The sequence below is a fragment of the Pseudomonas sp. PSKL.D1 genome (assembly GCF_028898945.1).
Taxonomy (GTDB): domain Bacteria; phylum Pseudomonadota; class Gammaproteobacteria; order Pseudomonadales; family Pseudomonadaceae; genus Aquipseudomonas.
This window is the reverse complement of record NZ_CP118607.1, coordinates 1881846-1906394: the sequence shown is the minus strand read 5'-3', so window position 1 is coordinate 1906394 and position 24549 is coordinate 1881846. Positions and strand designations below refer to the sequence as shown.

At 63.0% G+C, this 24549-nt stretch carries 24 protein-coding genes; 14 read left to right on the top strand and 10 right to left on the bottom strand.

All coding sequences use genetic code 11. The features are described from left to right. The first annotated feature begins 100 nt into the window (after positions 1 to 100). Positions 101 to 1321: an MFS transporter gene (locus tag PVV54_RS08425; RefSeq protein ID WP_274909487.1), complete on the top strand. Its 1221-nt coding sequence runs from the start codon at positions 101 to 103 to the stop codon at positions 1319 to 1321. On the opposite strand, the gene PVV54_RS08420 is transcribed toward PVV54_RS08425, so the two are convergent. Then, entirely contained in the window at positions 1272 to 1721 is a 450-nt protein-coding gene (locus PVV54_RS08420; protein ID WP_274909486.1) for a LexA family protein, read from the bottom strand. The genes PVV54_RS08425 and PVV54_RS08420 overlap by 50 nt on opposite strands. Before the next feature lie 100 nt (positions 1722 to 1821). Here PVV54_RS08420 and PVV54_RS08415 point away from each other — a divergent pair, with 100 nt between their 5' ends. The 8 genes from PVV54_RS08415 to PVV54_RS08380 all read left to right on the top strand — a co-directional run bounded on the left by PVV54_RS08415 (position 1822) and on the right by PVV54_RS08380 (position 8389). Further along, positions 1822 to 2526 (top strand): SOS response-associated peptidase family protein, encoded by a 705-nt coding sequence (locus PVV54_RS08415; protein WP_274909485.1) that lies wholly within the window; start codon positions 1822 to 1824, stop codon positions 2524 to 2526. A 243-nt stretch (positions 2527 to 2769) separates the two neighbouring features. After that, entirely contained in the window at positions 2770 to 3618 is an 849-nt protein-coding gene (locus PVV54_RS08410) for a transporter substrate-binding domain-containing protein (protein ID WP_274909484.1), read from the top strand. 7 nt (positions 3619 to 3625) lie between these two features. Next, complete coding sequence (locus PVV54_RS08405) at positions 3626 to 4285, top strand: amino acid ABC transporter permease (protein ID WP_274909483.1); 660 nt, start codon at positions 3626 to 3628, stop codon at positions 4283 to 4285. Continuing rightward, entirely contained in the window at positions 4285 to 4932 is a 648-nt protein-coding gene (locus PVV54_RS08400; RefSeq protein WP_274909482.1) for an amino acid ABC transporter permease, read from the top strand. Before PVV54_RS08405 ends, PVV54_RS08400 begins: the two co-directional genes overlap by 1 nt. A gap of 4 nt (positions 4933 to 4936) precedes the next feature. Continuing rightward, positions 4937 to 5743 (top strand): amino acid ABC transporter ATP-binding protein, encoded by an 807-nt coding sequence (locus PVV54_RS08395; protein ID WP_274909481.1) that lies wholly within the window; start codon positions 4937 to 4939, stop codon positions 5741 to 5743. Next, a complete protein-coding gene (locus PVV54_RS08390; protein WP_274909480.1) occupies positions 5740 to 6972 on the top strand; it encodes a M20 family metallo-hydrolase in 1233 nt (410 codons plus the stop codon). Before PVV54_RS08395 ends, PVV54_RS08390 begins: the two co-directional genes overlap by 4 nt. Before the next feature lie 16 nt (positions 6973 to 6988). Then, positions 6989 to 7699 carry an urea carboxylase-associated family protein gene (locus PVV54_RS08385; RefSeq protein ID WP_274909479.1) on the top strand — a complete coding sequence of 237 codons (711 nt, stop codon included), beginning with the start codon at positions 6989 to 6991 and terminating at the stop codon, positions 7697 to 7699. 84 nt (positions 7700 to 7783) lie between these two features. Further along, the gene (locus PVV54_RS08380) at positions 7784 to 8389 is read left to right on the top strand and encodes a cupin domain-containing protein (protein ID WP_274909478.1); all 606 of its coding nucleotides are present in this window, start codon (positions 7784 to 7786) and stop codon (positions 8387 to 8389) included. Positions 8390 to 8437: 48 nt separating this feature from the next. Here the strand turns inward: PVV54_RS08380 and PVV54_RS08375 are convergent, their stop codons facing one another. From PVV54_RS08375 to PVV54_RS08355, 5 genes are all read right to left on the bottom strand, one after another. Continuing rightward, on the bottom strand, positions 8438 to 10255 hold the full coding sequence (locus tag PVV54_RS08375; protein WP_274909477.1) for an ABC transporter ATP-binding protein/permease: 1818 nt from the start codon (positions 10253 to 10255) through the stop codon (positions 8438 to 8440). A gap of 172 nt (positions 10256 to 10427) precedes the next feature. Next, positions 10428 to 10631 (bottom strand): formate dehydrogenase subunit delta, encoded by a 204-nt coding sequence (locus PVV54_RS08370; RefSeq protein WP_274909476.1) that lies wholly within the window; start codon positions 10629 to 10631, stop codon positions 10428 to 10430. Then, entirely contained in the window at positions 10628 to 13498 is a 2871-nt protein-coding gene (gene fdhF / locus PVV54_RS08365) for a formate dehydrogenase subunit alpha (protein WP_274909475.1), read from the bottom strand. Before fdhF ends, PVV54_RS08370 begins: the two co-directional genes overlap by 4 nt. Next, entirely contained in the window at positions 13495 to 15054 is a 1560-nt protein-coding gene (locus PVV54_RS08360; protein ID WP_274909474.1) for a formate dehydrogenase beta subunit, read from the bottom strand. Before PVV54_RS08360 ends, fdhF begins: the two co-directional genes overlap by 4 nt. Further along, complete coding sequence (locus tag PVV54_RS08355) at positions 15048 to 15530, bottom strand: formate dehydrogenase subunit gamma (protein ID WP_274909473.1); 483 nt, start codon at positions 15528 to 15530, stop codon at positions 15048 to 15050. The genes PVV54_RS08360 and PVV54_RS08355 overlap by 7 nt, the downstream gene beginning before the upstream one ends. Positions 15531 to 15957: 427 nt before the next feature. Between PVV54_RS08355 and PVV54_RS08350 the strand changes: the two genes are divergently transcribed. Both PVV54_RS08350 and PVV54_RS08345 read left to right on the top strand, forming a co-directional pair. After that, positions 15958 to 17274 (top strand): type II toxin-antitoxin system HipA family toxin, encoded by a 1317-nt coding sequence (locus tag PVV54_RS08350; protein ID WP_274910409.1) that lies wholly within the window; start codon positions 15958 to 15960, stop codon positions 17272 to 17274. Beyond that, a complete protein-coding gene (locus PVV54_RS08345; RefSeq protein ID WP_274909472.1) occupies positions 17271 to 17705 on the top strand; it encodes a helix-turn-helix domain-containing protein in 435 nt (144 codons plus the stop codon). The genes PVV54_RS08350 and PVV54_RS08345 overlap by 4 nt, the downstream gene beginning before the upstream one ends. A gap of 97 nt (positions 17706 to 17802) precedes the next feature. On the opposite strand, the gene PVV54_RS08340 is transcribed toward PVV54_RS08345, so the two are convergent. Beyond that, positions 17803 to 17886 (bottom strand): DUF3077 domain-containing protein, encoded by an 84-nt coding sequence (locus PVV54_RS08340; RefSeq protein WP_274910408.1) that lies wholly within the window; start codon positions 17884 to 17886, stop codon positions 17803 to 17805. Between the two features lie 155 nt (positions 17887 to 18041). Then, entirely contained in the window at positions 18042 to 18299 is a 258-nt protein-coding gene (locus PVV54_RS08335; RefSeq protein ID WP_274909471.1) for a hypothetical protein, read from the bottom strand. A gap of 508 nt (positions 18300 to 18807) precedes the next feature. Here PVV54_RS08335 and dusA point away from each other — a divergent pair. The 3 genes from dusA to PVV54_RS08320 all read left to right on the top strand — a co-directional run bounded on the left by dusA (position 18808) and on the right by PVV54_RS08320 (position 22882). Beyond that, positions 18808 to 19797: a tRNA dihydrouridine(20/20a) synthase DusA gene (dusA, locus tag PVV54_RS08330; RefSeq protein ID WP_274909470.1), complete on the top strand. Its 990-nt coding sequence runs from the start codon at positions 18808 to 18810 to the stop codon at positions 19795 to 19797. Between the two features lie 189 nt (positions 19798 to 19986). Next, positions 19987 to 20913, top strand: coding sequence for a transaldolase (gene tal / locus PVV54_RS08325; protein WP_274909469.1), 927 nt, complete (start codon positions 19987 to 19989; stop codon positions 20911 to 20913). Positions 20914 to 21046: 133 nt separating this feature from the next. Beyond that, positions 21047 to 22882 carry an alkaline phosphatase D family protein gene (locus PVV54_RS08320; RefSeq protein WP_274909468.1) on the top strand — a complete coding sequence of 612 codons (1836 nt, stop codon included), beginning with the start codon at positions 21047 to 21049 and terminating at the stop codon, positions 22880 to 22882. Here PVV54_RS08320 and rssC read toward each other — a convergent pair whose 3' ends face one another. Next, entirely contained in the window at positions 22883 to 23365 is a 483-nt protein-coding gene (gene rssC, locus PVV54_RS08315; RefSeq protein WP_274909467.1) for an anti-sigma factor antagonist RssC, read from the bottom strand. It abuts the gene before it with no gap. Further along, positions 23362 to 24543: a two-component system response regulator RssB gene (gene rssB / locus PVV54_RS08310; protein ID WP_274909466.1), complete on the bottom strand. Its 1182-nt coding sequence runs from the start codon at positions 24541 to 24543 to the stop codon at positions 23362 to 23364. The genes rssC and rssB overlap by 4 nt, the downstream gene beginning before the upstream one ends. Between the last annotated feature and the right edge of the window lie 6 nt (positions 24544 to 24549).

Sequence of the window (24549 nt, the reverse complement as noted above, 5' to 3'; positions counted from 1 at the left end):
TATACGCATACAGTACATGAAATATACACCGCCGCTCTACCCGCTTGTCCGAATGCCGCCTACAGTTTCGAACAGGTCAACCCTGCCGGGACCGCCCCCGATGCACACCGTCGAAAAACCCGAGCACAGCAAAACCACCACTGCCTTGGCGCGGATCCCACGCAGCGTCTGGGCGCTGGGTTTCGTGTCGATGTTCATGGACATTTCTTCCGAAATGGTCCACGCCCTGCTGCCGTTGTACATGGTCACCGTGCTGGGCACCTCGGTGGTGGCGGTAGGCGTTATAGAAGGTATTGCCGAGGCCACGGCGTCGATCACCAAGGTGTTTTCCGGTGCACTCAGCGACCGGCTGGGCAAGCGCAAGTTGCTCACGGTGCTGGGTTATGGCCTGGGCGCCCTGACCAAGCCGGTGTTCCCCATGGCCTCGGGGCTGGAATGGCTGATTGGCGCACGCTTTGTGGACCGGGTCGGCAAGGGCATTCGTGGCGCGCCGCGCGATGCACTGGTGGCCGATGTGACCCCCACCGAACTGCGCGGCGCGGCGTTCGGCCTGCGCCAGGCCCTGGACACCGTGGGGGCGTTTCTCGGGCCATTGCTGGCGATTGCACTGATGTGGCTGACCGCCAGCCACTTCCAGACGGTGTTCTGGGTAGCGGTGATACCGGCCTGCATTGCCGTTGGTGTGCTGGTCGCCTTCGTGCGCGAACCCGAAACGCCAGCGCAAACGCGCCCTGTGCGCTGGCCCCTGGCGTCAGGCGAACTCTCCCGCCTGGGGCCGCCCTACTGGCGGTTGGTCGGCCTGGCCATGGTCTTCACCCTGGCCCGCTTCAGCGAAGCGTTCCTGCTGCTGCGCGCCCAGGACATGGGCCTGGCCCCGCTTTGGGCACCGGCGGTGATGGTGCTGATGGCGCTGGCCTATGCATTATCGGCCTACCCCGCCGGGGCCCTGTCAGACCGCGTGGGCCGGCGCGGCGTGCTGATGGCCGGGCTGGGGCTGCTGGCCGTCGCCGACCTGCTGTTGGCCCTGTGCCCAGGCTGGGCCGGGTTGGGGTTGGGCGTGATGGCGTGGGGGCTGCACCTGGGCTTCACCCAGGGCATTTTCGCCGCACTGATCGCCGACCGCGCGCCAGCCGACCTGCGCGGCACCGCCTTCGGCGTGTTCAACCTGCTCACCGGCGTGGCCCTGCTGGTGGCCAGCGTGGTGGCCGGGTTGCTGTGGGACGGGGCGGGTTTTCAGGCAACGTTTCTGGTCGGCGCGGGGCTCGCCGGCATCACCCTGGCGGGTGTGACATGGCTTTCGGATCGTGGCTGCGCACACTGAACGTCACCACGCCCCAGATCATCAACTCGTCACCCTCCATGATGTAGCGTGGCGCATACCGTGGGTTCTCCGAACGCAGCACCACCTGCGCGCCGTTGCGTTGCAGGCGCTTGCACAACGGTTCGCCGTTGACCGCCGCAATCACGATATGGCCCGGCCGTGCCTCGATCGAGCGGTCGACCAGCACCAGGTCACCGTCGAAGATGCCGGCACCCTGCATGCTGTCGCCGTCTATCCTCACCAGGTACATGTGCGGCGCGCGCAGGTTGAACAGCTCGTCCAGCGAGATGGGCTGCTCCATGTGGTCCGCCGCTGGCGACGGGAAGCCTGCCGGCACGCGGAACAGGTAACGCCCCAGCATGGCGCTGGCGTGGGTGATCGGGCCCAGAATGGATGTCATGCGACGGCCTTGAAATTAAACTGTATGCATATACAGTTAAGCGCTGTTGCGGGCACTCGGTCAATCCCGAGTAGGAAATTTCGACAAAAGGGGGCATGCCATGTGTGGACGCTTCGCCCAGTCTCAGGGCCTGGCCGATTACCTGCGTGAACTGAACGCCGAGCAGGATGTGGTCAGCGGTTACGACAATGTGCCCATCGGGCGCTACAACGTCGCCCCCGGCAGCCGCGTGCTGATCCTGCACAATACAGCCGACGGCCTGCGCATCGACCCTTGCCACTGGGGCTGGGCACCGTTCTGGGCCACCGGCAAACGGCCGGCCCCCATCAATGCACGGGTGGAAACGGTGACCACCGGCAAATTCTTCAAGGCGTTATGGCCCCAAGGCCGCGCCTTGGTGATGGCGGATGGCTGGTACGAATGGGTTACCGACCCAAACGACCCCAAGCGCAAACAACCCTATTTCATCCGCCTTAAAAGCCAGGCACCGATGTTCATGGCCGCGCTGGCCGAGGTGCATGCCGGGCTCGAACCGAACGAAGGCGATGGCTTTGTAATCATCACAGCGGCCAGTGATGCCGGCATGGTCGATATTCATGACCGCCGGCCGCTGGTGCTGGCGCCGGAGTACGCGCGGGCCTGGATCGACCCTGAGGTGCCTGCCGATGAGGCCGAACGCCTGGCGCGGGAGCAGTGCCTGCCGGTGGAGGCGTTCGAGTGGTTTGCGGTGGGCAAGGCGGTGGGCAATGTGCGTAATGAAGGGGCGCAGTTGATCGTGATGGAGGACGCTTTATATAAGCCTTGAGTGCTGCGTTGCTGGCACGTACACCATCGCGGGGCAAACCCGCCGGGCCTGACACAGGGCACTCAAGGCGCACCAGCTGAAGGCACATTCTGCCCCCTTGCGCGAAATCAGTGCCCTCCCCTCTGCCTACACGGCAATTTTCCTACTCAATCTGCGGCCATCAGCCCATGGCACGCTTCATGCTTATTTCCATTCATTCAAGTAGCTTGAATAAAGATCACCATCAATTCAAGGGGCTCCAGGATGAATCGGTTTTCGCTCAAAACGCTGTCGTTGTCATTGATAACCCTGTGCAGCATCTCAATGGCGCAGGCAGACGACCTACTGCAACGCATCAAGGAAAAAAACCAGATCGTGGTCGCCACCGAGGCGCGCTTTGCGCCGTTTGAGTCGGTGGAAAACGGCAAGATCGTCGGCTATGGCGCCGACCTCATGCACTACGTGCTGAGCGCAGACCTGCCCGAGGTCAAGGTGCGCCAGCTGGACCTGCCGTTCCAGGGCATCCTCCCTGGGCTCGACACCCGCAAGTTCGACTTTGTGGTGACCTCGGTAACGGTCAACAAGGCACGCTTCGAGCAGTTTGCGTTCACCGTGCCAATCGCCGAGTCCACCGTGGCACTGCTCAAGCGCGCGGACGATGGCAACATCAAGACACTGGCCGACCTCAACGGGCGGGTCATCGGCTCGCAGACAGGCTCGGGGCAACTGGCCGTACTGAAAGCGCTCGACACCCAGCTCAAAGCCCAAGGCCAACCCGGCATCGCGCAAATCAAGGAATACGTCAGTTTCGACGAAGCCTACGCAGACCTTGCAAACGGCAGGCTCGATGGCGTTGCACAGTCGCTGGCGAACCTTGGCCCGCTGATGAAAGCGCGCCCGGGCCTGTTCAGCACCCTGCCGGAAATGGTCGGCCCAACCACCTACTTCGGCTGGGTTGGCCGCAAGGACGCCGACAGCGCCAGCCTGGTCAAACTGTTCAGTGACGGCATCGCCCGCGCAGCCGCGGATGGCACGCTGAAGACGCTGCAACAGAAGTGGTTCGGCTTCACCATGGACTTGCCAACCGACGCCATGCCGGCGCCAAGCATCTGAGCCGCTGATGATGAACGATTTCAGCAGCCGCTTGGCCTCGTACTGGCCTGCCTTGATGGAGGGCGCATGGACCACCTTGTGGTTGTGCGCCATGGGGATGCTGCTGGGCTTTGCGCTGGGGGTGGTGCTCCACCTCCTGGCCACCGGCCGCAGCCGCCTGGGCGTTGCCTTCACCAAAGTCTACGTCAGCTTCTTTCGCGGCACGCCCATGCTCGCCCAGTTGCTGTTGTTGTTCTACCTGCCGTCAGCCCTGGGGCTTGACGTGCCGCCGATGGTGGCAGGCGTGGCCGCGCTGGCACTGAACACGGCCGCCTACCAGTCACAGATCCTCGGTAGCGGGTTTGCCGCAATCGCGCAAGGGCAGATGGAAGCCGCCTCGGTGTTCGGCATCGGCAAGTTCGACAGGCTCGTCCACATTCAGCTGCCACAGGTGCTGCGCCTTACATCGCCAGCGCTGGTTTCCGAGCTGATCGACGTGATCAAGGTGTCAGCCGTGGTTTCGGTCATTTCCATCACCGACCTGATGCGCGTCAGCCAGCAACTGGTCTCGCAAACCTATCGCCCGCTTGAGGTGTACCTGGTGGCAGGCCTTTTCTATCTGGCGCTGACCAGCCTCCTGAGCCTGCTCGGGAGCCAACTGGAGCGGCGTTGGCAGGAGCGCAACTAATGCAAGAAATCATCAGCTACCTACCCGATTTTGCCAATGCCCTGCTGGTGACGCTGGGCATCAGCCTGGCCGCTGCGTGGCTCGGCCTGGTACTGGGCTTTACCCTGAATGCCTTGCGTATCGCCACCCCGGCCTTTGCTGCCATCTACCGCGTATACGTGTGGCTGATTCGTGGCACCCCGTTTCTGGCTCAACTGGCGGTGATCTATTTCGGCCTGCCGGTAGTCGGCGTTCGGCTGGATGCCGTCGAAGCCAGCATCCTGTCCCTGGCGCTCTACAGCGCGGCCTACTTCGCCGAATTGTTCCGGTCTGCATGGGCCAGCGTACCCAAGGGGCAGGTGGAGGCAGCACGCGTGCATGGCCTGTCACGCAGCCAGGCGTTCTGGCATGTGCAGGCACCGCAGGCCATTGCCTTTGCCCTGCCGTTACTGGGCAACCAGGTGATCCTGACCATCAAGGAAAGCGCCGTCACCTCGATCATCACCGTCCCGGAACTGACCATGACCGCCGGGCGCATCGTCGCCACTACCTTTTCCTATGTCTTGCCCTACGCCTTGCTGGTGCTGTGCTACTGGCTGCTGACCTCGATGGTCGCGGCCCTGGCCAACGCGCTCGGGCAGCGCATGACACGCTACCTGCGAGGCTGATCTGATGAGTAACCTACCGCTTCTTGAGCTGCGCGGCGTCGGCAAGTCCTATGGGGCGAACCGCGTCCTGAGCGGCTTCGACCTCAGCGTGCAACCCGGCGAGATCGTCTCGCTGATTGGCCCGTCCGGCTCGGGCAAGACCACCGCACTGCGCTGCATGAACTTCCTCGAACAGTACGACGAAGGCGAAATCTGGATCGATGGCCAGCTGCTGGGCTACAGCGGCAGCGGACGGCGGCCGGCCGACCGTGATAGCGAAGCCAAGATCGATGAAGTGCGCAACCCGCTGTCGATGGTGTTCCAGCAGTTCAACCTGTGGCCCCACATGACCGTGCGGGAAAACGTCATCGCACCCTTGGTGCTGGGCAAGAAACTCGACAAAACCAAGGCCCGCGAGCTGGCCGACCAAGCACTGGCGCGGGTGGGTCTTGCCGCCAAGGCCGATGCTTACCCCGCCCGCTTGTCCGGCGGGCAACAGCAACGCGTGGGCATAGCGCGGGCACTCGCAGTGAAGCCGCGCCTGATGCTGCTGGACGAGCCGACGTCAGCCCTGGACCCGGAGCTGGTCGAAGAAGTGCTGCAGGTGATCCGCAGCCTCGCCAACGATGGCATGACCATGGTCATGGTCACCCACGAGATGAGCTTCGCGGCGCAGATTTCCAGCCAGGTCGTATTCATGGAGGCCGGCAAAATCGTCGAAACCGGCGCCCCTCTGGCCCTGTTCAACACACCCGGCACCGAGCGCCTGAAGAAATTCCTCACGCCCTGGTTCAACCGAAGCCTGACCCCGGCTGCGCAGGTGACGCCATGATCCCCCTGCACACCATGAACGCAGTGTCTGCCGAGCGGCTGCACGGCTTGCTGGCCACCCTGGCCACCTTCGGGCCGGGCCGCAATGGCGGGATGAACCGCCAGGCACTGTCGGAAGAAGACTTCCAGGCCAGGGCGTGGCTGATCGACCAGGCCCAGGCACTTGGCTGCAAGGTGTGGACAGACGCCTGCGCCAACCTGTTCATCCGCCGCGAAGGCTTGCTCGACCTGCCGCCGGTGATGACCGGGAGCCACATCGACACACAACCCACCGGCGGCACGCTCGACGGCTGCTACGGCGTGATCGCCGGGCTGGAATGCCTGCACGCCCTGGCCGACGCCAACATTCAGACCCGCCGCCCGATTGAAGTGGTGGTGTGGACCAACGAAGAAGGCAGCCGTTTCAGCCCGGGTGCCATGGGTTCCAGCGCTTACGTCGACCCGCAGCGCGTGGCGCAGTACCGCGGCAACCGCGACGCCGAAGGCACCACCGTGGCACAGGCACTGGATGCCCATGCCCAGCGCTTCGCGCACCTGCCACGGCGCGAAAAGATCGCGACCCACGCCTTTGTCGAACTGCACATCGAACAAGGCCCTGTGCTGGAGCAAGCCCAGGTACCCCTGGGCGTGGTGTCCGGCATCCAGGGCGTGCGCTGGTATCAGGTGGTGTGCAAGGGTGCCTCCGCCCACGCCGGGACCACCCCGGCGCACATGCGCCGTGATGCCGTGCTGATGGCCATGGCATCACTGGCGCGTATCGACGCGCTGGCCAACGACCTGGCAGGCCAGGACAAGCGCCTGACCTTCGGCCGCTGGAGCGTGTTCCCCAACGCCATCAACACGATCGCCAGCGAAGTCACCTTCAGCATCGACTTCCGCCACGCCGACCCGGCCGTGCTGGAGGCGTTCGATGCCGGCCTGGGCCACTGCCTGGCGCCCGACGCTGAATTCACCCGCCTGTTCAGCCACGCACCCACTGTGTTCGATGCGGCGCTCATTGCCGTGCTCGAAGACGCCTGCAACGCCACCGGCCTGCCTTGGCAGCCGATCCGCTCGGGGGCGTTCCATGACGCCATGTACCTGGCCGAGCACTGCCCCACCGCCATGCTGTTTGTGCCCAGCCGCGATGGCATCAGCCATAACCCGCTGGAATTCACTGAACCTGCGCAACTTGAAGCAGGCGCCCGGGCATTGGCCTGGAGCCTGGCTTCACTTGCCCAACAACCCTGAAACCCAAGGAATCGACATGAACCACGTCACCCACAGCCACGACTTCCCAGCCTGCTGCCAACCGGACAACGGCGCCTCGCTCGGCATCAACGCCACGCTGCAAGCGCCGATCTCGCCCGACGGCACCCCGGTGCTGAACGAGCAGTACACCGTGCCCGCCCGCTGCGGCCGCGCCGTACGCCTGAAAGCTGGCCAAACCATTCGCATCGTCAACACCCACGGCACCCAGGTATGCGACACCTGGCTGTTCAACACCGAGGACATGAGCGAATTCCTGTCCATGGAGCATGCCCGCGCCCACTGCAACCGCATCATCCCCAAGCCCGGTGACGCGCTGTTCAGCAACCGCCGCCGGGCAATCGGCACGTTGGTGACCGACACCTCGCCAGGTGTTCACGACACGCTGATGGCCGCCTGCGACCTGCATCGCTACACCAACCTGGGTGTGGAGGGTTACCACGACAGCTGCGCCGACAACATGCGCCTGGCCCTGCAAGCCATCGGCCTGCGTGCCCGGGAAGTCCCGCAGCCATTCAACCTGTGGATGAACATCCCGGTCAGCGCCGACTACACGGTGCAGTGGCTGCCACCGGTATCCAAGGCCGGCGACTACGTGGAAATCCGTGCCGAAATGGACGTCATCGTCGTGATGTCGGCCTGCCCACAGGACATCGTGCCCATCAATGACCTGAACCCGGTGGAAGTCACCTTCTCGATTCACGCCTGACGCGCAACGCCCCCGTAGACGACAGGCGTCCGTGGCCCTAGGATGCTTGTCGCCTGGCCTTTTGCCCGCATCACCGAGGAATGCATGTCCACTAACAGCCAATCGCCTGCCCCCAAAGCCCAGCACGCCAATGGCCTGCCGAGCTTGAGTGTACGCTTGCGCCACGCGCGCAAGGTCGCGGGCCTTACCCTGAAGCAGGTTGCGCAAGCCGCCGGCTGTTCGGAAAGCCTGATTTCCAAGCTGGAAAACGACGCGGCATCCCCTTCGCTGGCCATGCTGCACCGGCTGGCCCTGGCGTTGGGCAGCAACGTGTCGGAGCTCACCTGCGAGGACTGGGTGTCCCCGGAGCCGGTCCTGCGCGCGGGAGACCGGCAAATCAACCGCTTTGCCAAAGGTGCCAAGAAGGAATTCATCGACCTGGAGCGCATCACCCACATTCAGAAGGGCGGGTTGTTGCAGGGTGATATCCACATCGTGTCGCCCGGCATGGTCAGCGAAATGATCGAACACGCCGGCGAAGAAATGGGCTATGTCATCGAAGGCAGCCTTGAGCTGACCTTGGGTGAAACGACCTACACCCTGCAGGCGGGGGACTCCTTTCACTTCCCGAGCACGATCCCGCACGGCTACCGAAACACCTCGGCCAGCATCGCCCGCATTCTGTGGATCAACACACCGGCGACCTTCTGAACCCGCCCCCGCAGGCGCGGGCTTGCCCGCCAGCACACCTGCCAGCCCCTACGCCAGCACCTCGCCCGCCGCCTGCTGTTCCAGCAGCGCCCAGCCACCCTGCCCGTCCACTTCCAGCCGATGGGTATGGAACCCCGCCAAGGTACTGCGGTGCCCCACACTGACCAGCAAGGTGTCCGGCATTTGCGTGCGCAACAGCGAATACAGCGCGTGCTCCAGCCCCTCATCCATGGCCGACGTGGACTCGTCGAGAAACACCACCTGCGGCCGGTTGAACAGCACCCGGGCGAACGCCAGCCGCTGCTGCTCGCCCAGCGACAGGATGTGCGACCAGTCACTGCTCACCGCCAGCCGCTCGGCCAGGTGCCCCAGGTTGACCTGGCGCAGGGCCTGTTGCATGCGCGCTTCATCCTCGGGCCGGGCGTCGGCCGGGTAGGCGATGGCGGCCCGCAGGTCGCCCAACGGCAGATAGGGCCGCTGGGGCAGAAATAGCGCCTGGCTGCCCGTTGGCCGTCGCACTTCACCTTCGGCATAAGGCCACAAGCCCGCCAGCGCGCGCAGCAAAGTGGTTTTGCCGCTGCCCGACGGGCCCTTGATCAGCAGCGCCTGGCCGGCCTGCAAGCGCAGGTCGAGGTTGGCGATCAGGGCATGGCCATCGGGGCGCATGACCTGCAGGCCGACGATGTCCAGCGCCTGGGGCTGGTCTTCGGTGAGCACACGGGGCAGCGCGCTGGCCTTTTCATTGGCATCGAGAAAGCCGGTCAAACGGTCGAGGGTGGCGCGGTATTGGGCGAACGTGTCGTAGGATTCACGGAAGAACGACAGCGAATCCTGCACCTGGCCAAACGCCTGCGATGTCTGCATCACGTCACCCAGCTTGATCGCCCCGCTGAAGAACCGAGGCGCCTGCAAGATGAACGGGAACACCACGGCCACCTGGCTGACGCCCAGGTTGAAGCCGCTGAATTTGAGGTTTCGAAACACCAGCGCCCAGACGTTGACGATCAAGGCGCCAAAGCGGCCCAGCAAGGTCGCCCGCTCTACCTGTGCGCCCTGGTAGAAGGCGATGTTTTCGGCGTTTTCCCGCAGGCGCATCAGCGCATAACGGAAGTTGGCGGTGAGTTTTTCGTTCAGGAAGTTCAGCCGAATCAGCGGTTGCCCGAGGCGGAAGGCGATCCAGGTGGCGATCAGCACGTACACGTACACCGCGAACACCATTGCCCTGGGGATCTCGACCCCCGCCACCGTAAGCGGTGCCGACAGGCCCCAGAGGATAGCGGTGAATGCCACTAGCGACACCAGCGCACTGACCGCGCCCAACGCCAATGAGACGGAATTGGTGACGAAGGCATTCACGTCAAGTTCGATACGCTGGTCGGGGTTGTCTACCGGTTCGGCGAGGAACTGGCCACGGTAATAGGCGTCACCGCGCATCCAGTCGCCGGTCAAGCGTTCGGTAAGCCATACCCGCCAGCGGATGCTGAATGCCTGGGTGACGTAGAAGGTGAACAACGAGCGCAGCACGTGAATGGTGGCCAGCACCGCGAACACGCCGAGCATGTACCAGAAGGCCGTTTGGTCCAGGCCCTGCAATGCGCTGTAGAAGCCGTTGTACCAGAACGAGAACAGCACGTTCAGGCGCACCGAGAACAGCGTCAGCACCAGCAGCAGGGCGAACACCAGCAAAGGCCGCCAACTGCGCCTGAAGGTGAAATACGGGCCGGCCAGTTGCCAGAACTGCCTGCCCCAGCGGGTGTAGCGCACGGCCAGGGTTGCGGCGGCGGTGAAGCCGATGAAGGTGATGAACGAGGCGATTGCCAGCCAGCTCAGGCTCTCTTGCAAGGCCTGGTGCCAGTTCATGTCCATGGTGGGTATCCGATTGCCAGGGTTTTGGCGAGCGTAGCATTGCTAGTAGGTGGGACAGGGGTAGATGACGGACATTTCATCTTCCTGTGCTGGCCTCATCGCGGATAAATCCGCTCCTACAGGGGTGCGTTGTAGGAGCGGATTTATCCGCGATGAGGTCGGCACAGCCCCCTTAACCCAAAGCTTCCACCACCTTCGGGTCCACCCCCTCCCCGCCACTGGCCGCAATCCACTGCCCCAACTGCCGCCGCATCGCCGGCGTCCAGAAGCTTTGCAAATGCTGCTGCACCCCCTTCACCGCCAGCGCATGGTCCGGCTCGCTGTCAAAGTAATGGGCAATCTGGTTGGCCATCTTCACCAGGTTTTCATGGCTCATCGGCGCACCTCGGCTTTTTCCGCGCTGCGCCGCTCCTGCAGCAAACGCCGCTGTTCATCGCTGAAATCCTGGTAGCGCTTCTGCCATTGCGACGGCTGGAACACCTTCACCACCTCTACCGCCGTAACTTTGTACTCCGGGCAGTTGGTGGCCCAGTCGGAGTTGTCGGTGGTGATCACGTTGGCGCCCGATTCGGGGAAGTGGAACGTGGTGTACACCACCCCCGGCGCCACCCGCGCACTGACCTTGGCGCGCAGCACCGTCTGCCCGGCACGGCTGCCGATGCCGACCCAGTCGCCGTCGCGGATGCCGCGGCTCTCGGCGTCAGTGGGGTGGATTTCCAGGCGGTCGGCGTCATGCCACGCCACGTTGCGGGTACGCCGGGTCTGGGCGCCGACGTTGTACTGGCTGAGGATGCGCCCGGTGGTCAGCAGCAGCGGGTAGCGGTTGTTGACCTTTTCGTCGGTGGGCACGTAACCGGTCAGCATGAAACGCCCCTTGCCCCGCACGAACTGGTCGATGTGCATGGTCGGCGTGCCGTCGGGGGCGGCGTCGTTGCACGGCCATTGCAGGCTGCCGTGGCGGTCGATTTCGGCGTAACTGACCCGGCGGAAGCTCGGGGTCAGGCGGGCAATTTCGTCCATGATCTCGGAAGGGTGGCCGTAGCGCATGGGGTAGCCCAAGGCATTGGCCAACGCCACGGTCGCCTCCCAGTCGGCCTTGCCGGCCAGCGGCTCCATGACCTTGCGCACCCGCGAGATGCGCCGCTCGGCGTTGGTGAAGGTGCCGTCCTTCTCCAGAAACGAGCTGCCCGGCAGGAACACGTGGGCGAACTTGGCGGTTTCGTTGAGGAAAATGTCCTGCACCACCACGCACTCCATCGCCTGCAGCGCAGCGGTCACGTGTTGGGTGTTGGGGTCGCTCTGGGCGATGTCCTCACCCTGGCAGTACAGCGCCTTGAAGCTGCCGTCCAGTGCGGCTTCAAACATGTTGGGGATGCGCAGGCCCGGGTCGGGCTGCAGGGTCACGCCCCAGGCCTGCTCGAACTCGGCACGCACGCCTGCGTTGGAAATGTGCCGGTAGCCGGGCAGTTCGTGCGGGAACGAACCCATGTCGCACGAGCCCTGCACGTTGTTTTGCCCGCGCAGCGGGTTCACCCCTACCCCTTCACGGCCAATGTTGCCGGTGGCCATGGCCAGGTTGGCGATGCCCATCACCGCTGTGCTGCCCTGGCTGTGTTCGGTCACGCCCAGGCCGTAGTAAATGGCCGCATTGCCACCGTTGGCATACAGCCGGGCGGCGGCGCGGATTTGCTCGGCGGGCACGCCACACACTGGCCCGAGCACTTCGGGGGCGTTGTCCGCCTGGCTGACGAACTCGCGCCAGCGGGCAAAGTCTTCGGTTTCGCAGCGGGCGTCGATGAAACGTTGCGCCAGCAGGCCTTCAGTGACGATCACGTGGGCCAGGGCGTTGAGCATGGCCACGTTGGTGCCCGGGCGCAGTTGCAGGTGCAGGTCGGCACGGGCATGGGCCGAGTCGACCAGGTCGATGCGCCGCGGGTCGATCACGATCAGCCGCGCGCCCTGGCGCAGGCGCCGCTTGAGTTGCGAGCCGAACACCGGGTGGGCATCGGTGGGGTTGGCGCCCATCACCAGCACCACATCGGCCTGCATCACCGAGTCAAAGCTCTGGGTGCCGGCCGATTCGCCCAGCGTCTGCTTCAGGCCATAACCGGTGGGTGAATGGCACACGCGCGCGCAGGTATCGACGTTGTTGTTGCCGAACGCCGTGCGCACCAGTTTCTGCACCAGATACGCCTCTTCGTTGGTGCAGCGGCTGGAGGTGATGCCGCCAATGGAATCGCGCCCATACTTGAGCTGGATGCGGCGCAACTCGCTGGCGGCGTAGGTCACCGCTTCGTCCCAGCTCACCTCTTGCCACGGGTCTTCGAGGCGCTTGCGAATCATCGGTTTGGTGATGCGGTCCGGGTGGGTGGCGTAACCCCAGGCGAAGCGGCCCTTGACGCAGGCATGGCCGTGGTTGGCGCCGCCGTTCTTGTCGGGGACCATGCGTACCAGCTGGTCGCCTTTCATCTCGGCGCGGAACGAGCAGCCGACGCCGCAGTAGGCGCAGGTGGTGATCACCGCACGTTCGGGCTGGCCCAGTTGCACCAGGCTTTTTTCCGTCAGGGTCGCGGTCGGGCAGGCTTGCACGCAGGCGCCACACGACACGCACTCGGACGCGAGGAAGTTCTCGCCCCCGGCAGCCGCCACCCGCGACTCGAAGCCGCGCCCGGTGATGGTCAGGGCAAAGGTGCCCTGGATGTCCTCGCACGCCCGCACGCAGCGGCTGCACACGATGCACTTGCTGGGTTCGTAGTCGAAATACGGGTTGGACACGTCCTTCTGCTCGGCCAGGTGGTTGGCGCCGTCATAGCCGTAGCGCACTTCACGCAGGCCTACCTGGCCGGCAACGGTCTGCAGCTCGCAGTTGCCGTTGGCCGAACACGTCAGGCAGTCCAGCGGGTGGTCGGAGATGTACAGCTCCATCACATTGCGCCGCAGGTCGCCCAGGCGCGGGGTTTGCGTGCGTACCACCATGCCTTCGGTAACCGGCGTGGTGCACGCGGCCGGGTAGCCGCGCATGCCTTCAATCTCGACCATGCACATACGGCATGAGCCGAAGGCTTCCAGGCTGTCGGTGGCGCACAGTTTGGGGATGCTGGTGCCGAGCAGCGCGGCGGCGCGCATCACCGAGGTGCCGGCGGGCACGCTGATGCTGCGCCCGTCGATGTTCAGGTTCACCTGTACGTCGCTGTTGCGGGCCGGGGTGCCCAGGTCGGTTTCGGGGTCGAAGTAATTGATCACTGCGCGGCCTCCTGGGTGGTCAGCCCAAAATCGGCGGGGAAGTACTTCAGGGCGCTGGCCACCGGGTAGGCAGTCATGCCGCCCATGGCGCACAGCGAGCCGTACTGCAGGGTGTCGCACAGGTCGCGCAGCAGCAGGGCCTGGTCGTGTCGCTCGGTAAAATCGGTGCTGGCGATCAGGCGGTCGACCACCTCGATGCCGCGGGTCGAGCCGATGCGGCACGGCGTGCACTTGCCGCAGGATTCTTCGGCGCAAAACTGCAGGGCAAAGCGGGCCATGCTGGCCATGTTCAGGGTGTCATCGGCCACCACCACACCGCCGTGGCCGAGCATCGCGCCCATGGCGGCGAAGGCTTCGTAATCCAGTGGTGTGTCGAAATGGCTGGGCGGCACCCAGGCGCCCAGCGGGCCGCCCACTTGCGCGGCCTTTAGCGGGCGGCCACTGGCCGTGCCGCCGCCGTAGCCTTCCACCAGCTCGCGCAGGGTCAGGCCGAAGGCCCGTTCCACCAGGCCACCGTGGCGAATGTTGCCCGCCAGTTGAAACGGCATGGTGCCCAGCGAGCGGCCCATGCCAAAGTCGCGGTAAAACTGCGCGCCCTTGGCCAGGATGGTCGGCACGGAGGCCAAGGTGAGCACGTTGTGCACCAATGTCGGCTGGCCGAACAGGCCCTGCAGCGCTGGCAACGGTGGTTTGGCGCGCACGATGCCGCGCTTGCCCTCGATCGATTCGAGCAGCGCGGTTTCCTCGCCGCAGATGTAGGCGCCGGCGCCAACCCGCACTTCCAGTTCGAAGGCTTTGCCGCTGCGTGCGACATCCGCCCCCAAATATCCGGCCTCCCGGGCAATGGCGATGGCCTGATTCAGCACGCGGATGGCGTCCGGGTATTCCGAGCGCACGTAGATGTAACCCTTGTCGGCGCCCACGGCCAGGCCGGCGATGGCCATGCCCTCGATCAGCAGGAACGGGTCACCCTCCATCAGCATGCGGTCGGCAAAAGTGCCGGAGTCGCCTTCATCGGCGTTGCAGACGATGTACTTCTGCCCTGCCGGGGCATCGCGCACGGTGCGCCACTTGATGCCTGCCGGGAATGCCGCACCGCCACGGCCGCGCAGGCCGGAATCGAGCACGGCGGCGACCACTTCGGCGCCGTCCAGGGCCACGACGTTTTCCAGGCCTTTGAAACCGCCATGGGCGCGGTAGTCGTCCAGCGACAGCGGCCGGGTGATGCCTGCGCGGGCAAACAGCAGGCGTTGTTGGGTTTTGAGGTAGGAGATTTCGTCAACGATGCCCAGCGCCAGCGAGTGTCCACCAGGTACTGTAGTCAAGGCATCCAGCAGTGCGGGGACGTCTTGCGGGGTGACCGGGCCGAAGCCTTGGCGCCCCTGCCCGCTCTCAACCTCCAGCATGGGTTCCAGCCAGTAAAGGCCACGGGAACTGGTACGCTGGATGTCGACCTGCAACTGCCTGCGCTGTGCTTCGTGCTGGAGCGCGTCGGCCACCTGGTCGGCGCCGACAGCCCGGGCCACCGAGTCGCACGGGATGAACAGCTTCAGCATGGCGTTTCCTCCAGGCAACCGTTCACCAGCGCCCGCAGCCGCTCGGGCGTCAGCCGCGCGTGTAGCTGGCCATCCAGTTCAAGGGCCGGCGAACAGGCGCAGGCGCCCAGGCAATACACCGGGCGCAGGCTGATGGCACCGTCGGCGCTGGTGCCGTGGTCATCCAGTGCCAGTTGCTCACGCAGTTGCCTGGCCAAGGCCTCGCTGCCCCGGCTCTGGCAGGACTCGGCGCGGCACAGGCGCAGGGTATGCCTGGCTGGCGGCGCGGTGCGCAAGTCGTGGTAGAAGCTGATCACCCCACACACTTCGGCCAGGCTGAGGTTAAGGGCGTGGGCAATTTCGGGGACGGCCGCATCGGGGATGAAGCCGATGCTGTTTTGAATGGCGTGAAGGATCGGCAACAGCGCACCGGGGGTGGCTTTGTCGCGTTCCAGGATGCGCTGGATCTCGGGCAGGTGCAGCAATTCATCAGGCATACAGCGGACCTCGGCATCACGGCCCTGCCTGAATTGTTATGGGGGCAGGTCACCGGCGTGTTCTGCTGTGGCACACCGGCCACGTCACGGGTGCGTGGTTACCGGTAGCCTCCTTGCCGATGGCCGTGCGTCTGCGCGCACTGGGGCATGGGCATCCAACAAGCATGGCACTTGTTTGGGGGTGGCGCTGTGTGGGAGCGACCAGGGGTGTGCTGAAACCGACGTGGAATGTGGGGCGTTAGCTACGGGCATCGCCAATGGCCGATGTGGCTTTTAGAGCAATGGCGTACATTTCTGCAGGCGGGGGATAATCGGCATTGTATTACCTATTTAACGCCATATTCCGTGATAACCAGAATTATATTGCTGAAAATCAATGATCAGCGCACAATACCGGCATCATAATACCGATTGGGTCAAGCGCATCATGCAGGGGCACATCACTATCCAGACTCACGTTGAGGGCCAATGGCGAGATGCCCTTGTGCTTTCCTCATCAGATACTCGGAACGTGGAAGCATCTCAGTGCAGTGTGTCTTACGACCCACACTACCTTGTCGATTTCATCGATAGACTCGAGACGATCCTCGAACCCGCTATCAGCGTTAATCTTCCGCTGACCTGGAACGCCGTTGACAGTAAAGGCTACCCCCCGTTTGTATACGACATCATGCCAGCTGGCGCAGCACGCAAGTCGTTATTGAAACGCTTCTCTGGCGAAAAGCCCGACCAGATGGACATGGATTTTTTCCTCTTGAGCCGCTGCACGCCATCGCCCGTTGGGCACCTGCGTGTGAAGGAATCTGTCGAGCATATTGATGAGACACGCAATGAAGCCTTTCAGCGCAAGGAGGTCGTAGACAGAACCAACGACTTTCTGGAATACGCCTATGAATCTGGCGCCGCGCTTGGCGGCGCTACAGGCGCCCAAGGAGAAGCACCGAAACTGATCATGGTTGAAGGGGCAGATGGTGCTCTTTATGCCGACGCCATGCTTCCTGACGAGCATGCTCGCCGCCATTGGCTGGTGAAGTTTGCTCGCAACCAGGTTACAGAACGCGACAAAAACATCCTGCGGGCTGAATACCACTACTACAAAGCTGTCTCGAAACTGGGTTTGAACACGGTATCTACAGACGGGCTTGTGCTTGAAGAGGCTGAGAAGCCGAGCTTATGGATGCCACGCTTTGATCGAAGAATTACTCAGGGTGAAGTGGAAAGGATACCCATCGAGTCAATCTATTCGGTCTGTGGGAATACGGTTCCCGGTTCGAAGATGAATCATGAGGACGTTATCAACAACCTGATCAGTCTATGGGTCAGGAATGGGCAGAAGGACGAACTCGAAGAGCTGGTTTTCGAGTACCTGAGGCGCGACCTGCTTAACCGTATCCTCGGAAACTCGGACAACCATGGACGTAATACGGCCATTTCCAGATATCGAGGCAAATTTGAGCTGGCACCGATCTACGACCTCGCGCCGATGGTGCTTGACCCGGAAGGTGTCACACGCGTTACCAAGTGGAGATCCGAGAACAAGGGAAACCCGGACTGGAAAGCAATCTGTGGGTATTTCCAGCATTTAGTCAGCCCAGACGCACTCTTTGAGCGTTTACTCGGGGCAGCAGAAGTGTTCCGGGCTTTGCCGGATCTATTGACCGAGCTTCCTGGAGAAGTCAGGCAGGCCCAATCTGTGCCACTGAACAAGTTGGACCTGCACTTGGATAGTTGGGGGCTTCGATGAACGCGATCACGCCAGAGCGTCGCAAACAGCTTATTGAAGACATTATGCAGCAGCATGAGCGGGGAAATGAAACCTTGGGAGCCTCTATCCGTCGACTACGGCTTGAGGTGACCGGTTTCGACCAGCAAACCTTTGCCACGATGTGCAACATGTCGATCAAGGCGCTGTACCTGATTGAAAATGACAAGGGCAACCCTACCCTCTCAACCATTGAGGACATCTTGAGGAAATTCGGGCTCCGCTTAGGGTTGACCATGAGAGCCCCAACCACGTACACGCCACCGCTGGGGCAGCACACACCTGTAGCTAAATCTCCTGCACGCGGCGCCAGCCCTAAGCGGACGTCTGCGGGCAGGGCAACGAGCGCGACGACTCGACGAGCTGCTGCACAGACCAGGAACAACGAGAGTGGCAAGGGTTTGAGCGATTGAGCAAGCAGACAGCGCAAGGACGCCTGAAATCCCTGGCATTTCCCGCGGTCAGGGAGATGACATTGCGCCATCTCCATGCCGCCGCTCACATCATTCTTCAGCCGCCCTTGCGCAACCCCATGTGCGCATCGTCCATCAGCGCCTTGGCCATCGAGCACAAGTAATGCGAAGCCCAGACCAACTGCGCGGCGCTAAAGACGCGGTAGATGGCTGACGCTGAACCCCTGTAGGAGCGGCTTCAGCCGCGATGGGCTGCAAAGCAGCCCCAATACCCGCTGCATCATCCACAAACCCCGGCCACTACCACAGCCCCACGCAGGCACACTCACCTACACATCAATGCAGCGTCTGCACCTGCCGCAGCCCCTTCAATTGCACCTGCGCAATCGCCGATTCCAGCAACGTGCGTACTGCTTCCATCTCATGCATCACGGCCAGGGTCATGACCGTGGCTGTAGACTTGGGCAGTTTGGTGACGGCCTGCAGAGCCACTTCAAGGCCACAGTTCAGGTGCTCGCTGGCTTCGACCAGGGTGTCTTCGAGGTAGTGGGAGGTGTCGGGGGAGAATGGTGGGTCGGGGACTATTTTCAGCATGGCAACTCCAATCGATTCGGGTGATGCCGTCGCCTGATCACTTGCAGATGATTGGGTGGCGGCTACGTGCGGGCCTGCAAGACCGGACTTGGAGGCCATATATCCGGCTGGCCCGAAAGCCACCCGCACGCAGCCACCATTGAACACAGCCAATGGAAGCTGAAGCCAACCAAGATTCGGGCTTGCAGACCCGGCCGCTGAATTTGCAGCGACCCGGCGAGACTAGAGGGCTCGGAATTCCATAGCAATGGCTTGGAGGCCCGCAGAGGATGATTCAGAAACGTCCTACAAGCTAGAGGGAAAATCTGATTGTGAATTTGTAGGACGCTGACAGAAATCGGTCGTTACGTCGGCGGAATGCTCATTGCCGGGCGCGGATTTGAGGGTTTTGGTAACCTAAGGCCATCTTCTGCAGGTCGGGCTGGTGGATCACTCCACACAGCCGTATCGGCCTTTTTCCCAGCTCTGAATTCTGCCATACAGCCCAATGCCACTAGAATCAGCTTCAATGCCACAAACCACGCGCCCTGAGCCATCCCGCCGCTTCAGCGTTGCGCCGATGATGGACTGGACAGACCGCCACTGCCGCTTCTTCCTGCGCCTACTCTCCAAACACACCCTGCTCTACACCGAAATGGTCACCACCGGCGCCCTGCTGCACAACGACGCCCACCGTTTCCTGCGCCACGACGCTTCCGAGCACCCGCTGGCCCTGCAACTGGGTGGCAGCGTGCCGGCCGACCTGGCCGCCTGCGCCAAACTGGCCGAGCAGGCCGGCTACGACGAGGTGAACCTCAACGTGGGCTGCCCAAGCGACCGGGTGCAGAACAACATGATCGGCGCCTGCCTCATGGCCCACCCGGCGCTGGTGGCCGATTGCGTGAAGGCCATGCGTGACGCGGTTTCGACGCCGGTCACGGTCAAGCATCGCATCGGCATCAATGGCCGCGACAGCTATGCCGAGCTGTGCGACTTCGTGGGCCAGGTGCGCGAGGCCGGGTGCCGCAGTTTTACCGTGCATGCGCGGATCGCGATTCTCGAAGGGCTGTCGCCGAAGGAAAACCGTGAAGTCCCGCCGCTGCGCTACGACGTGGCCGCGCAGCTGAAAGCGGACTTCCCCGACCTGGAAATCGTGCTCAACGGTGGCATCAAGACACTGGCCGAGTGCCAGGCGCACCTTGAGACCTTCGACGGGGTGATGCTGGGGCGTGAGGCGTATCACAACCCTTACCTGCTGGCGGAAGTGGACCAGCAGCTGTTTGGCAGCGAGGCGGCGGTGGTCAGCCGTAGCGAGGCGTTGGCACAGTTGCGGCCTTATATTGTGGCGCACATGGAAAGCGGCGGCGCGATGCACCACATCACCCGGCACATTCTCGGGCTGGGCCAGGGCTTCCCGGGGGCGCGCAAGTTCCGGCAATTGTTGTCGGCGGACATTCACAAGGCGGCGGAGCCGTTGGTGGTGTTTGATCAGGCGGCGGAGTTGATGCAGGGGCGTTAGGGGTTACACGGCGTCTTTGAGACCGGGCGCCGCATGCGCGGCGCATCGCGGATGAATCCGCTCCTACAGTTGGGAACCTCCCGCAGGCTGGTGACTCGAATCCTCACTTTCGACGCCTTTCCGTCAGCCCCTTGAGCGGCTGCCGGGCCTCGGGTAATGTCGAGTCATTGCACAGGACAGAGCACGCCCATGACTTCCAAGCTGGAACAACTCAAGCAGTTCACCACCGTGGTCGCCGACACCGGGGACCTGGACGCCATCACCCGCCTCAAGCCGGTCGATGCCACCACCAACCCGTCGCTGCTGCTCAAGGCTGCCGCCATCCCGGGCTACGCCGACCTGCTCAAGCAGGTAAAAAGCGATGCCAAGGGCAATGTCGACCTGGCCTGCGACAAATTTGCGGTGGCCGTGGGCGCGGGCATTCTGAAGGTCATTCCAGGGCGCATTTCCACCGAGGTGGATGCGCGCCTGTCGTTCGATGAACCGGCGCTGCTGAGCAAGGCCCGCCAGTTGATCGGGCTGTACGATGCCGCCGGCATCGGCAAGGACCGCGTGCTGATCAAGCTGGCCTCAACCTGGGAAGGCATCCGCGCCGCCGAGCAGCTGGAAAAGGAAGGCATCCAGACCAACCTTACCCTGCTGTTCTCCTTCGCCCAGGCCCAGGCCTGTGCCGATGCCGGGGTGTTCCTGATTTCGCCGTTCGTGGGCCGCATCTACGACTGGTACAAAAAAAGCACCGGTCAGGACTATGTCGGCGCCGAAGACCCGGGCGTGCAGTCGGTTACCCGCATCTACAACTACTACAAGGCCAATGGCTACAACACCGTGGTCATGGGCGCCAGCTTCCGCAACATCGGCCAGATCGAACAGCTGGCCGGCTGCGACCGCCTGACCATCAGCCCGGAACTGCTGCAGCAGCTGAGCGATGACCAGGGCGAGCTGCCACGTGTTCTCAAGCCGGGCAATACGGGCGAAGCCAAGCAGCAACTGAGCGAAAGCCAGTTCCGCTGGGCCATGAACGAAGATGCCATGGGCACCGAGAAACTGGCCGAGGGTATTCGCCAGTTTGCGCGGGACCAGGAGAAGCTGGAGAAGTTGATGGCTGACAAAGCCTGACACATATCGCGGTTGCCAAGCGGGCGGGAAGTGTTCAGCATTTTCCGCCCGTTTTTGTTGGTTTTTTTTATTTCGAGGGCCCTATCGCGGATAAATCCGCTCCTACAGGGTGCCGTGTCCACCAGAGTAGTCGATGAATCCCCCCACTCCTTTGCCTCTTGTTCTTGCCGGGCCGGTATTGCGCCGGCTGGAACCTCAGCGGCTGGCCATCTGGCTGGTCGGAACGCAGCCGCTGCAACCTGAATTCAGTATCGACGCTGCGGCAACGGTGGGTTGCCAAGTCATTGCGATAGGTGAGCATGCCTTTGTCCATTTGCTGGACATTCACTTCGACGCCCCTTTAGCCAGCAACGTCGAGCTTGAATACGACCTGCTGATCAACGGCCAAGGCATCGCCAGTTGGGCGCCGCACCTGCTTTACCCGGGCAGCCACACACCCAGCTTTGTTCTGCGCGAGCGCCTTGACCAGTTGCTGCACGGCTCTTGCCGCAAGCCACACCACCCGGCGCCGGACGGCCTGCTTTGCGCAGACCGCTTGCTGCAAGCCTGCACACAACCCGAAGAACGCCCTGCGGTATTGCTGATGACGGGCGACCAAGTCTATGCCGACGACGTCGCCGGCCCGATGCTGCGGGCCATTCATTCGTTGATTGAATGCCTGGGCCTGTTCGATGAAAGCCTGCAAGGCGCAGTGGTGCCCGACAGCCAGGCGCTGTACCGCCACCCGGCCTGCTACTACCACCGCGCCGACCTGCTGCCGGCCCAGCACACCAATGAAACCCTGCGCGAGCGGTTTTTCGGTGGCAAGCGCAAGCCGATCTTTTCGTCCAGCAACGCCGACAACCATCTGGTCACGCTCGCCGAAGTGATGGCCATGTACCTGCTGGTGTGGTCGCCTACGCCTTGGACCTTGGTGAACCTGGCCATGCCGGAGGGGCTGAGCGACCAGCGCCAGGCACGCTACCGGGAAGAGTTGCCACTGATCGAGGCATTTGCCGCCAACCTTGGCCCGGTGGCCCGGGTAATGGCTCACCTGCCCTGCCTGATGATCTTCGATGACCACGACATCACCGACGACTGGAACCTCTCGGCACAATGGGAAGAATCCGCTTACGGCCACCCCTTCTCACGGCGCATCATCGGCAACGCGCTGCTGGGCTACCTGCTGTGCCAGGCATGGGGCAACGACCCCGATGCGTGCAATGGCCTGATCGGGCAATGGCAGCAGCCACGGGATGAGCTGATTACCGAGCTGCTGCGCTTTCAGGGCTGGCAGTTCAGCTTGCCCAGCAACCCGCCATTGCTGGTGCTGGACACCCGCACACGCCGCTGGCGCAGCGAAAGCGATTTGGCCAAGCCTTCCGGCCTGCTGGACTGGGAAGCACTCAGCGAGCTTCAGCAGCAGTTACTGGACCATCCTTCTGCGATCATCGTTTCACCGGCGCCGATCTTCGGGGTCAAGCTGATCGAAACGGTTCAGCGGGTATTCAGCTGGCTTGGCTACCCCTTGTTGGTGGACGCCGAAAACTGGATGGCCCATCGCGGCGCCGCGCAGGTGGTGCTGAACATCTTCCGCCACTCACGCACGCCGGGGCATTACGTGATTCTGTCGGGCGATGTGCATTATTCCTTCGTGTACGAAGTGCTGATTCGCCATCGCCAGCGCAGCCCGCACCTGTGGCAGGTCACCAGCAGCGGCATCAAGAACGAGTTCCCGCGGCGCTTGCTGGATGTGCTGGACCGGCTGAACCGTTGGCTGTATTCACCACGCTCACCGCTGAACTGGTTTACCAAGCGCCGACAAATGGAGGTGGTGCCACGCACGCCCAGCCATAGCATGGCCGGGGAGCGGCTTTGGAACAGCGCGGGGCTGGGGCGGGTGTTTTTTGATGAGCAGGGGCGGCCTGCGCGCGTGTACCAGTTGAATGCCGATGGGCGCGAAGCGACGGAGTTCGCGCGCCGGGAGTGATCAGCTGCGTTCCAGCGCGCTCACCAGGTCATGGAACGCCTCGCGGTTGGAGTCATTCAACCCCATGAGGATCTTGTGCGCCTCCAGCACCTTGGAGCGCACCACGTCCTCGCTCTGGTCTTGCGACGGCAGGTCGGACAGGCAATCCGGGCATGGCACTGGGCGATCGACGATGTTGAACACCTGATCGAAGCCCATCGACTGCAACAGGCGCGAAATGTCGGGGTTGGTGGTGACCACGGTCGGCAACAGGCCAACCTTCTGCCGCGACAGGATCGACAGCTTGGCCAGCAGGCCCAAGGTGGTGCTGTCGATGCTTTCGGTTTCGGTCAGGTCGATGACGATGGCCGAGAAGTTCAGCGCGGTGAAAATCTTCTCGATCGTCGCATCCAGTGCCGAACACAGGGTCAGGCGCACTTCACCGACGAATTTCAGTACAAAGGTACCGCTCTGCTCGGCAAACTGGATTCTACCGGTACTCATTGAAGGTTCCTGCTCAACACCAATAGGGCGATATCATCCGGCATCTCCCCAAGCGTAGCCAATCCAAAACGTTGGCGCAGCCCATCCAGGCTACCCCCCGCTGCTTTGACGATGTCCGGCAAGGCAGCTTCTTTATCTTTGAGCGTGTCGCCCGGCAAAAGGTCCAGAATGCCATCGGACATCAAGGTCAGGCTGAACTGAGGCGGCAGCTCCATTACCAGGTCCTGGTAGGTGGCCTCGTCAAACAGCCCCACCGGCAGGCCGCGGCCTTCCAGGTAGCGGGCCTGGCCCGGGGTGTACAGCACCGGCAGCGGCAGGTGGCCGCCCACGGCGTAGGTCAGCAGGCCAGTGTCTTCGTCGATCACCCCGCCCACCATGGTCACGTGCTTGCCCAGCTTGCAGTTGATCAGGCCACGGTTGATGTGGCTGAGCACCTCGGAGGGCTTGAACTCGCGATTGCGGGTGCGTTTGAACTCGAACAGCAGCCGTGTGGTCATGAACTTCAGCAGCACGGTCACAAACGCCGAGGAAGCACCGTGCCCGGACACATCGGCGAGGTAGAAGGCAATACGCCGCTCATCCACGCGGAAGTAGTCACAAAAATCACCCGACAGGTACAACGACGGGATGATCTGGTGCGCAAAGCTGTATTCGCCGGCAACCCAAGGGCTTTCGGGCAGCATGTTCATCTGCACCTGGCGGCCGGCGGTCTGGTCCTCCTGCAACAGGTGCAGGCTGGCCTCCAGTTCGCGGTTGGCCGCCTCAAGCTTGTCCCGGTAGCGCTGGTTTTCCAGCACCAGCCGCGAACGGTCAAGGGCCCGGCGTACCGAGTGCTCGAGCACCGCCAGGTCTTCCAACGGTTTGATCAGGTAGTCGGCGGCGCCCAGGCGCAAGGCCTCGACCGCGTCGCTCATCACGCCGGCACCCGACACCACGATCACCGGCAACTGCGGCGCGCGCTCGCTGACCTGGCGGATCAGTTCGAGGCCGCCCATCTGCGGCATGCGCAGATCGCAGATCACGAGGTCAGGCTGGTGTTCTTCGAAGACCTGGAGGCCCTGCTGGCCATTCCCGGCCTGGAGGACGCTAAAACCACTGTCTTCAAGATAGGCGGCGAGGCTCGCACGGACCACGTCGTCATCATCGATGATCAGCAGTGTTGCACTGATTTTCTGCATGTGGGC

Coding starts and splice junctions, on each gene's coding strand:
- PVV54_RS08425 (WP_274909487.1), top strand. CDS start 101: ATGCACACCGTCGAAAAACCCGAGCACAGCAAAACCACCACTGCCTTG.
- PVV54_RS08420 (WP_274909486.1), bottom strand. CDS start 1,721: ATGACATCCATTCTGGGCCCGATCACCCACGCCAGCGCCATGCTGGGG.
- PVV54_RS08415 (WP_274909485.1), top strand. CDS start 1,822: ATGTGTGGACGCTTCGCCCAGTCTCAGGGCCTGGCCGATTACCTGCGT.
- PVV54_RS08410 (WP_274909484.1), top strand. CDS start 2,770: ATGAATCGGTTTTCGCTCAAAACGCTGTCGTTGTCATTGATAACCCTG.
- PVV54_RS08405 (WP_274909483.1), top strand. CDS start 3,626: ATGATGAACGATTTCAGCAGCCGCTTGGCCTCGTACTGGCCTGCCTTG.
- PVV54_RS08400 (WP_274909482.1), top strand. CDS start 4,285: ATGCAAGAAATCATCAGCTACCTACCCGATTTTGCCAATGCCCTGCTG.
- PVV54_RS08395 (WP_274909481.1), top strand. CDS start 4,937: ATGAGTAACCTACCGCTTCTTGAGCTGCGCGGCGTCGGCAAGTCCTAT.
- PVV54_RS08390 (WP_274909480.1), top strand. CDS start 5,740: ATGATCCCCCTGCACACCATGAACGCAGTGTCTGCCGAGCGGCTGCAC.
- PVV54_RS08385 (WP_274909479.1), top strand. CDS start 6,989: ATGAACCACGTCACCCACAGCCACGACTTCCCAGCCTGCTGCCAACCG.
- PVV54_RS08380 (WP_274909478.1), top strand. CDS start 7,784: ATGTCCACTAACAGCCAATCGCCTGCCCCCAAAGCCCAGCACGCCAAT.
- PVV54_RS08375 (WP_274909477.1), bottom strand. CDS start 10,255: ATGGACATGAACTGGCACCAGGCCTTGCAAGAGAGCCTGAGCTGGCTG.
- PVV54_RS08370 (WP_274909476.1), bottom strand. CDS start 10,631: ATGAGCCATGAAAACCTGGTGAAGATGGCCAACCAGATTGCCCATTAC.
- PVV54_RS08360 (WP_274909474.1), bottom strand. CDS start 15,054: ATGCTGAAGCTGTTCATCCCGTGCGACTCGGTGGCCCGGGCTGTCGGC.
- PVV54_RS08355 (WP_274909473.1), bottom strand. CDS start 15,530: ATGCCTGATGAATTGCTGCACCTGCCCGAGATCCAGCGCATCCTGGAA.
- PVV54_RS08350 (WP_274910409.1), top strand. CDS start 15,958: ATGCAGGGGCACATCACTATCCAGACTCACGTTGAGGGCCAATGGCGA.
- PVV54_RS08345 (WP_274909472.1), top strand. CDS start 17,271: ATGAACGCGATCACGCCAGAGCGTCGCAAACAGCTTATTGAAGACATT.
- PVV54_RS08335 (WP_274909471.1), bottom strand. CDS start 18,299: ATGCTGAAAATAGTCCCCGACCCACCATTCTCCCCCGACACCTCCCAC.
- dusA (WP_274909470.1), top strand. CDS start 18,808: ATGCCACAAACCACGCGCCCTGAGCCATCCCGCCGCTTCAGCGTTGCG.
- tal (WP_274909469.1), top strand. CDS start 19,987: ATGACTTCCAAGCTGGAACAACTCAAGCAGTTCACCACCGTGGTCGCC.
- PVV54_RS08320 (WP_274909468.1), top strand. CDS start 21,047: ATGAATCCCCCCACTCCTTTGCCTCTTGTTCTTGCCGGGCCGGTATTG.
- rssC (WP_274909467.1), bottom strand. CDS start 23,365: ATGAGTACCGGTAGAATCCAGTTTGCCGAGCAGAGCGGTACCTTTGTA.
- rssB (WP_274909466.1), bottom strand. CDS start 24,543: ATGCAGAAAATCAGTGCAACACTGCTGATCATCGATGATGACGACGTG.